The organism is Candidatus Viridilinea mediisalina (assembly GCF_002532535.1).
Classification (GTDB): Bacteria; Chloroflexota; Chloroflexia; order Chloroflexales; family Chloroflexaceae; genus Viridilinea; species Viridilinea mediisalina.
In genome coordinates, this window is the sequence record NZ_NQWI01000030.1 from 40,288 (window position 1) to 50,148 (window position 9,861).

Consider the following 9,861-nt stretch of genomic DNA (forward strand, 5'->3'; position numbering starts at 1 on the left):
GTACCTTGACCAATAATGAGCGCAAATGGTTGTAGGGTATCGTCGTAGACAATCTACAAGATAACGTGGTCTGTATCAAGATGACAAGTGGTTGTACCTATTCAGAGTTGGGGTAAGCAACATGCTGGGTGCGCGGGCCTCCGGCCCGCATGCGGGCCGGAGGCCCGCGCACCCAGGAAAAGTATGAACAATTACTATTCCTCCAATTCCGCCAGTAGCTCGCGGGCCGCTGCGGCCCAGCGGCCCTCTGGCGCGAGGCGTAAGTAGGTCTGAAGGGCGTCGCTGGCCTCGAAGTGATCGCCGCGTAGGGCAAAGAGCCGCCCAATTTGGTAGTAGGGCTCTGGTTCTTGTGGATCGAGCATGAGGGCGTTGCCCAACGCAATGGCCGCTTTGTCCAGTTCGCCCCAGTCCACCAGGGCTGCGCCCAGTTTGTTCCAGTTGCCCGCAGTGGGGTTGTTTTTTGCCGCTACCATGTAGGCTTCTTCCGCTTCGCGGAAGCGCCCCGCTTCGCTGAGGATGTCGCCCCACAAGTGGATGACGCCGATGTCGTCGGGGTTGGCTTGCGCTGCGGGGGCTAAGACCTGCGCTGCGTCGTCGAGGCGCCCAAGGCGGCGGTATTGCTCTGCAAGGCCAAAGGCGGTTGGCCCATGGGTTGGGTTGGCCTGATGGGCCGCCTCAAGCTCGGCAAGTTCGGCGGGTACCTCGGCGGGTGCGGCGGGCGGCGGTGGCGGTGCGGCTTCGCTCGCAAAGTTGTGAGGCTGAAGTCGTGCATATTGGTCGGGAATACTCCGCACCGCGTAGATCTGTACCTCGGCGTTGTTGTAGATCACATCGAGGTAGTTGTCGCTCATCTGGGTGAATTTGGCTAGACCCGCCTGCGGGTAGAGTGCCCGTTCGACCCCGCCTACATAGATGTAGTTGACCCTATATTCGGCGAGGAAGCGCAATGCCTGTTCGATGTCGCTGCTCCGGTAGAACTGCTCAACTGCACGGTCGCGCCGCGCCGCCGCTGCCGGATCGCGCTGCTCGTCCACATGCAGCGCACTTACGACTGTCGGCAGGCCGGTGTTGGCCGCAATGCGGATACCGTAGGCGCGGTAGAAGAATTGGTTGGACTGCACAACAATCGGCGTTCCGCGCATCTGCTGGTTGAGCCACGCGATGGCCGCTGCATCGCCGCGTAGATCAATCGTGACTGAAGCTACCCCTGGTTCGCAGCCCCCAAAGGCTTGGCAGTCGTAGCTGAACTGGGCTTCGCGCATGAACGCGAGGCCGTCGAGCGTCAAACCGCTGCTGACCTCAAAACGATTGGCGATGCGGGCGGGCGTTGCGGCTAGGGGGTAGACCGCAGCCAGAGCTAAGAGGAAGCACAATACCACCAGTGCCCCGGCCTGCGCCGGGCCGCCGCCGCTGCGCCGTAGCCCCTGGAGCAACCGGGGCAGCAAGGCCGCCGCCGCTAGGGCCAAGAGCACCCAGATCTGCAAGCCAAACTTGAAGACCGTATTCATGCGGTACCACTCGCTGCCGTCAACATGGTCGCGGATGTAGACCAGTTCAACCCCGAGCGAGACGGCCCAGGCGAGCCAGGCGAGCAGTAGGGCGTACCATGTGGCAGGCGCCAGCGCCCGTTGGCTCAAGAGCAGCAGCCCGGCCAGCAGCAAGGCAACGAGCGCAAGGCGCAGCCCCAGGCTCGGCAGTAGCACTGCGCAGCCCCAGGCGAGCAGCAGCAGCCCCAAGGCGAGCCAGGGGAGCCTGGGGCGCGGCGTGTCGCTGTGTGAACGCTCCCAACCACGGGTTACGCGCCAGAGCGCCGCGCCCACTGTGGGCAACAGGATGGCCATTGCCACCCCATAGATGATCAGGTAATCGCTGATCTTCGTTGCGCCATCCCATGCAACCCTCCCAATGCCGCCCACAGGTGCCCAATAGTTGTCAAAGAAGGGCGCATAGAGCATCAGCCCGGCCAAGCCAAGCCCCGCCGCCAGCAACCCGGCCTTGAGCATGCCACCCAGGGGGAGCGTGCGCCCACGCGGGCCATGCGCACGCCAAGCCGCGCCCAAGAACACCAAGCCCATCAGCAACCCATAGGTTGGAAAGTCCCATGAGTTAGTTATGGCCAATGCGCCCAGACTTAGAACGAGTAATCCTACGCTGAAGGGCCGTTGGGACGGGTTGTTTTCCAAGAGCACATAGCCCAACGCCGCCACAAGCAGCGTCATTGGTAGCGCCATCAGATGGGGATGCAGATCGGCAAAGAGCAGGCTAAAGAAGGGGAATTCATTGATTGTATAAGGAATCACCCGACTCGGGCCGATATACCAGCTATCGAGTTGTGCCCCCATGCCACGCAAGCCAGCAGTGCCTAGCGCATTGCTGATTGCGCCGAAGCCTTGCGACCAACCAGCCCCAAAGACGCCCGCTAGGTTGCCTGCTACGCCGACCATAGCTGCGCCCAACAAGCCATAACGCACCCGCTGGGTCAATGCGAGTACAAGCGCAAAGGCCCCGGCCAGCAGCAAGCCCCCCAGGGTGGCCACAGCAAGATTGAAGCCAATAGCGGGCGCAATGCCGGTCAGTTTGATCGGCAATGAGAAGAGAAAAAAGCCATAGTAGTAGTAGTTAATATACCCATCGCTAAAGAAGGGATCGTAGGGCGGCATCACCGCGCTACGCAGTATTGCATTGAGAAAGCCAAACTCCATGGGCTTTTCGCCGCCCCAAACGGGATGCCACAGATCGGGGTTGAAGGCGCGGATCAGGGCGAAGCTGCCAAAGCCGAGCAGGAAGAGCGCTTCGCTCCATAAGGCGCGCGGCCTGCACTGTTTGAGCCGTTGCCCCAAGGCTGCCACGCCTAGCATCAGCCGCTCACGATCGCTGTTGCCGTGCAGTCGCGCCCCCTGCCACCAGAGGATGACACCATTGAGCCCAAGCACCAACACGAGGCCGCCCAAGCTGCCCCAGAGGTTGTAAGACCAGACTCCGAGGCTGGTTGGCAGCCAGACGGCATAGCCGAGCAGCAAGAGGCCAATCAGCCGCGCCCAGGCCACGCCGCCGTCGGGCCAGTGGCCAAAGACGGCGTGGGCCAGGGGCATGCCCAAAAGCGCGAGGCCGTAAAAGGCCAGCAGCCAGAGCAGGGTGGCTCCTAACGAATCTTGCCCCAAACGTTCATTCCAGGCATATTCATCCACCACAGGCAGCCGATTCACCGGCCCATCCAGGCGCAGCGGCGGCGCTGTGTTGAGTGTCGGCGCTACAATGGGGCGGTCGCTGGTGAGCATGCGCGGCGTACCGGGATGCACCACGCGGTAGATGCTGGTTTGACCCTGTTGAAAGACCGTTTCTAACAGACCCTGTGCCGCCATGTTGGGAAATTTGGCCAAACCCGCCGGATCATAGATGTCGCGTTCAAAGCTGCCAATATAGATGTATTCAACCCCATAGAGGCGCAAGAGCTCCAAGGCGGCTTCACTGTCGGAGGTGCTATAGATCACCCCAATGATCTGCTGGCGATAGCTGATGATTGGCCCGGCCCCCACGACGCCGCGCTGCTGAATTTGGTGCCACTCCCAACCGAGCAGGGTGGGCAAGCCGGTGTGGTTGGCCACGCGCCCGGCCCACTGGTAGGAGGGCTGATGGGCCTCTAGGATGACGGGCGTGCCCTCGACGTTGCGCTGGAGCCAATCAATTGCTGTGGCATCCTCATTGAGCGCGAAGCGCTGGCCGTGCCGTTCGGCGCTGATCCAGTGCATGTAGGCCGCTCCATCGAGGCTACGCGGCGCATCGGTGTTCCAGCGATCAGCGGCGCGCGCCGGGGTCGCAGTGAGCGGGTAGATCAGTGTGGCTACTGCGAGCAGTGCGAAGCCGCCACGCATGCTGGTCAAGAGGGCCGGGGGCGTGACGAGCCGCCCTGTGCCCGCCAAAAGCTGTGGCAATAGCGCGGCCCCGGCCAATGCGAAGAGCAACCAGGTGTGCAGCCCAAACTTAAAGACCGTATTCATGCGCCCGATGTCGCCCTGCACGGCAACCAACTCGACCAGCACCAGCAGTCCTAGTGCGCCCCCCATCCAGAGGCCAGGCAGCAGCAGGTGGTAGGGGGCGCGGCGTAGCCGCCAGATCAGCACCACGGCACCGCCGAGCAGCGGCAGGCACAAGAGCAGCCCTGGCCATGCGCGCCACAGCCCCACGAAGTAGAGCAGGCTGAATCCTGCGGTTAGCACGAGCGCACTTGTAGTACCCCAATAGCGACGCGCCAGCAACAAGCCGCTCGTCGCCGTCAGGGCGATCCAGTGGCCGTGCAGCAGCGTCAACTCCCAGAGTGTCGTTCGGGGGGCCTCCAGCACCTGCGCCAGCGTGCCCGCAGCTAAACCCTCGCGCCAGAGTTGCACCCCCGACGATTCGGTGGCAAAAGCAGCCGTAAAGGGGGCAAAGAGCAGATTACCAAGGAGAACCATCAGCAGCGGCGGGCCAGCGATCCAGAGCAAGAGCCACGCCCAGGGGCGTTGTGTCCGCCCCGCCCGCCATGCCACCCCGGCCATGATCAGCGCCGTAAGGCCCACAAAGGTCGGATAGTCCCAGGTGTTGGTTGCCCGGATTGCGCCCACAAGCAGGCCCATGCTGCCAACATAGAAGAGCAAGCGGCGCGTTGCAGCCCCAACGCAGTGCAGCGGATCGGTAGCATAGGCCACCGCAAGCCCCAAGAGCGCCAGGCTGAGCGGCAGCACCAGCATATGGGCATGCAGATCGCCAAAGAGAAAGGTGAAGAAGGGAAACTCATTGACCGTCCCGGCCACAATGCGCGTCGCATCCCAATAGGCCCATTCGCCCCGCCCGCGCGATGCTTGGGTCTGGGCATAGCCACTCAGATACCAGATCGCCTGGGCCAGATTGCCCAGCAGCAGCAGCAGCACGGGGGCCAAGCCCCCCGCCAAGAGCGCCCGTCGCTCTTGGGCTGGCGGCGGCGTCTCTGCGCTCCCCAGCAGACGCGGGGCCATCAGGTTATAGACAACGCCCCATGCGCCGAGGGCGGTGAGCGCCATGATCGTCGCAACCGCCAGGTTATAGGCAATACTAGGCACCACGCCACTCAGGTGGGTCAAAGCCCCCACCAGCACAAAGCCAAAATAGTAGTAGTTGAGATACCCACCGGCATGCCAGGGATCATAGGGCGGAAACGCGCCGCTCTTGAGAACCGCATTGAGGTAGGCAAGATCCATCGGCTTCTCGCCGCCCCGCGCCGGATGCCAGAGATCGGGATTGAGCCAACGCAGCCCCAAGCCAATCAGCAGGAAGACAAGGAAGACCACCTCGGCAGTAAGGAGCGCCGTAGCGCGCTGCTGCCAGAAGTCGCGCAGGGTTTGGCGCTGCATCCAGGCCGCCAGGCCGCCAACGAGCAGCAGCGGCCCCGCAAAGAGCCAGAGGGTAGCGGGCGTAAAGGCCATAGGAAACGGCCCCCAACCCATGCCATGCAGATTGCCCTGCCCAGGCACCCCCACGCCCGTCCCCAGGCTACCCGCCAGCCACGCGAGATAGGCCACCAGCAACAGCCCCAAAAGCTTGGCCAGACTATAGCCACGGTCGGGCAGAGTGGGCAGCAGCGGAAAGAGCAGCGCAAACGTCGCCAGCCCCAAGCCTTGCACCAGCAGCAGCCAGAAGAGCGGCGCAAGCGGACGCAACCACTCCGGCTGGCCAAAGAGCTGCGCCCACGTCCCCGCCTCGCGGTAGTGCGGCCACTGCCCATCAGTCAGGCGCAACGCCGTCGCATTGCGGTCGGCGATCCTAACAGGCGACTTATAGACCTCACCCCAGAGCACATCATTGATAATCAGCGCCTCGGCCCGTTCACGCGAAAAAGCCTCAGTCTTCGCAAAGATCAAGACGCGGGGATGGTCATAGACATGGAACGCCTCTTCGGCGCGCTGATCGGGAATAGGGATACCGAGGAAACGCGGGTAGGAGGTAATCTCAGCGACCAGAGCAAAGCCCAATTCGCCGGAAAAGAGCGCCTCATAGTAGCGCATCAGCGCGGGGTAGCGCATGCGCAGCCGCGAAGTACTATCGTAGACCCGGTTGCTCGTAATGGTAATATAGTCGGCCCGTTCCAACTGATCGAGCAACCCCTCCTCACGCGAGCCATCGCCGCCAAAGCCGCCCACATACTTACGCAGATCGTCCTCAGCATAGGGGGCCGAACTGATCCCCTGGAAGGTTCCGCCCCAGGTTGCGCGTGTAACCTGCAGCGGCAGCGGATCGTCCCAAATCTCAGCCATCACATAGGAGCCGGGGCGGGCATGTTCGGCAAACCACTGCGCCGCCATGACCCGCGAGTGGGGCTGGATATAGATGCGCGTGAAGGCATAGGCCCACCCAAAGCTGAAGAGAACCACCACAATGGGCACAACGACCAACAGCGATCGACGGGCCCGCCCACGTTCCCACAGGCGCACAAGGCCCCAGGCCCCAAAGACCAATAGGCCACCATAGATCGGCAGCAGGTAGCGCAGGGTAATCGCAAATTGGTTGCCCTGCCAGGCAAAATAGAACGCAACCCAGGCGAACACCACCCAAGCGGCGCTCAGTGGGGGCGCAGCGGGCGGTGGCCAGAGCAGGCGGCGCAGGCCCAAAAGCGCAAAAGCCAGCAATCCGCCCCAAGCGGCCAAACCCATTGCTGGCCCCATGCCCCACAGCACCATATTCAGCCATGGGAAGAGGTAGGCCGTGCGCCCCACCCACTGCTGCGAAGGCGGAAAGTCCACTTCACCACTAACCAAGCCGCGCACTGTCTGCAAATTATCCAAAAAGCGCGGCTCCGGGCGCAGATCAAAAAAACCAGCTCCATGCAACAGCGCCCCCTCCGCCATCAAGACCGGCCCATCGGCCCGTGAACCAACAAACGCATCGGGGGCAAAGGTACGAAACCCCAGGATGGTCAACAGCCCAGCCAAGACCAGCAGCGGAAATTCGCGGCCAAAGAAGCGGTTCCAAAACGCAGCACATGAACCATCGCCCCGCTGCTGCACAAAGCGCATAGCCGCCACAAGGGCCGCAACAAGCGCCACACCACCCAGCGTCGCCATCGTAATGCGATTAGCCATCGCCGCGCCAATACTAAGGCCCAGCAGCGTATAGGCCAGCCACCCGCCCCCCTGAGCAACCCGCACAGCCCAATAGAGGCTCAAAAGGCAGAAAAAGGTCGAAAAGATCGGATCAACAAAAAAATGGGACTGCTGGATCGGCATCACCGCCAGCGCAGCGAGCAACGCAGCCAACAGCCCCACCCGGCGATCAAAGAGTTGTCGGCCAAGCAGATAGATCAGCAGCAGCGACCCCAGATCAAACAGCGCCGCAAGGCTCCGCCCAACCTTCTGGATCTCACCATAGCCCGTGAGATTACGCCCGTCCGGATTAAAGATTTGACCCACAAGGGGCAGACGGGGGAAACTCCGCTCAGGATTAGGGCGCAGCTCACCAACATCACTACGACGCTCATGGGGACGTTCAGCATCAATCCCCGTGCGCGGCGGCCCCAAAATACGCGGCACCTGCTCAGGCAACGCCTCAGGCGGCGTCAGCGCCACCGCCACCATCCGGGTCAAATAGACCGGCATAGGGCCATAGGTAAAGAAGCCAAACTGATGGTAATTACGCGGATTCAGTGGCGAGCGAGCCGCATCATAGAGCTCAGCCAGATCAGCGGGCAAACGCACCGTTGAGGTCACATCAGCAAAAAAGCGCTCATCGGGATGCTGCCCCGTCCCCGCGTCCCAATCAGTCAAGCCAAGAGTACGAAAATAGGCCCCCAGCAGAATAATCAAAACCAACAGGAGCCGTGTAAGCCACACAGATGGAGGAGATTCGCGTTTCACAAGCAACGTTCTGTATTGAGAAAGTTAGGAAATAGGGGTAGGTATCAACAGCGAGTATGAACATACCCAACGAAACGTATCATACCATGACGGCTTGCTTCTCGCGTAGGGCTGGATAGAGCCGCCCCGTTGGGGCGGCTGGGGCGGAAAGGAAAGAGCCGCCCCACTGGGGCGGCTCTGGACGGTTGCTTTTGCATCTTGCGTTGCTACGATCGTACAAAGATCAACTCTTCTCCCTTGGATGTCTGGAGGATGAGGGTTTCGGCGGTGAAACGGGTAATTGGTATAACCCTCTGTTGCTTACCGGAACCTTGGTAGAGCCGCCCCGCCGGGGCGTCTCTACCGGAAAACTTTGTTAGCGCGAAGAAGCTTTGGGTTGGCAGCCACCGCGCCGCTGGCTGAGCTTGTCGAAGCCAAGCGGTGCGGCCCAGAACTTTTTCGCGCTAACAAAACTTGACGCAGCATTAAGCACGACCATCTCAGCGCCCTTCGTTGCGCCGGGGATTAATGCGTGGGCCACGCACCCCAAAGGGGCTCATGCCGCCTTCGGCGACATTACTGCGCTCGCTGCTGAGGCTGATGCTTGGCGGTTGAGGGCCGTCATTCTCTTTAATGGCGATGCGACCAACCTCTTGGGCGCGCAACTCTTCGGCTTGGCGTAGCAATTCAGGCGCAGCGTGGTAGTAGAAATCGAGGGCTTCGCCGTGGCGATCCACACCAGTATAGGTGACAACCACCCGACTACCGGAGGGAATCCCACCAGAGGCAAGCAGATCGGCTAGGGGGGCATCAATATGCTTGAGCAACTGCTGGCGCAAAGGACGTGCCCCAAAGCGCGAATCGAAGCCTTTGTTGAGGATATACTCCTTCGCTTCGGCCAAGAGTTCAACCTTAACGCCCTGGCGGATGTATTGCTCATTGCTCTCTTTGACCATATGGTCGAGCACGCTCCGCAGCACATCGCTCGAAAGCGGGCGGAAGGCGACAATCTCATCAAGCCGGTTGATCCATTCGGGTTGAAAGACCTTCTGCAGCGCCTCGAAGCCAATCTGGTAGATCTCTTGGCCGGTTGACTCAACATCCTGATGAGGCGTGCGGAAGCCAATCGTGCGCTGATCGAGATAGTCCACCATCTCTTTGGCCCCAACGTTGGTGGTATAAATGACGATACTATTGTGGAAACTTACGCGCCGCCCACCATTGAGCAGCAAAATCTCGCCATCTTCCATCACCTGGAGCAACAGATTCCAGAGTTCGGGCTGACCCTTTTCGATCTCATCAAAGAGGACGACGCTATTCTCTTGTTCAATGATTTCAGGGTTGAGCAGTGGTTTCTGGTCACGGCCCACATAGCTCGGCGGAGCGCCAACGAGGGCACTCACTTCATGCCCTTGGCTAAAGAGCGAGCAATCAATCTTGAGGAAGGCTTCTTCATCAGGGCGCAGCAACTGGGCAAGGGCGCGTGCAGTAGCGGTTTTGCCAACACCAGTCGGGCCAAGAAAGAGCAGGGTTGCCCGTGGGCGCCGGGGGTTACCCGCCGAGAAGCCAAAGCGTGCCCGGTTCAGCACACGGATGACACTCTCAATGGCACGCTCTTGGCCAAAAATCTGCCCCCGCAGACTTGTCTCAACCAGATCGAGCGGATTCTGATCACCTCGGGTTGCTCGCTGCATTCCTTGCGTCAGTGTACTCATAGCACCCTCACAATCTTTATACTTAGGGTGGCACCACGTATGTACGTATTTCTAGGAAGTGGGGGTGTAGCATTGCATAGACGCCCTACACCCCAATACCATTGTAACACTTCAAGCGTACCAAATGCATGACATTACGCCAGGGGTGCGGGAGTGGCGAAGCCACTCCCGCACCTCTTTATTTTGTTGCTGTTTGGCGGCGAAGCCGCCAAACAGCAACAAAATAAGGGCTCTCTAGGATTTCCCGGGCTAAAACGTTTGTGCTTCAGTAGACATGGCTTCCTGATGCGCTAAAACAGAGGCGG

At 60.8% G+C, this 9,861-nt stretch carries 2 protein-coding genes; both read right to left on the bottom strand.

Annotated features, from left to right (window positions below):
- Nucleotides 1-194: 194 nt before the first annotated feature.
- Nucleotides 195-6,314 carry a DUF2298 domain-containing protein gene (locus CJ255_RS08935; protein ID WP_439100147.1) on the bottom strand — a complete coding sequence of 2,040 codons (6,120 nt, stop codon included), beginning with the start codon at nt 6,312-6,314 and terminating at the stop codon, nt 195-197.
- 2,027 nt (nt 6,315-8,341) lie between these two features.
- Entirely contained in the window at nt 8,342-9,556 is a 1,215-nt protein-coding gene (locus CJ255_RS08940; protein WP_097643759.1) for an AAA family ATPase, read from the bottom strand.
- Nucleotides 9,557-9,861: the final 305 nt, after the last annotated feature.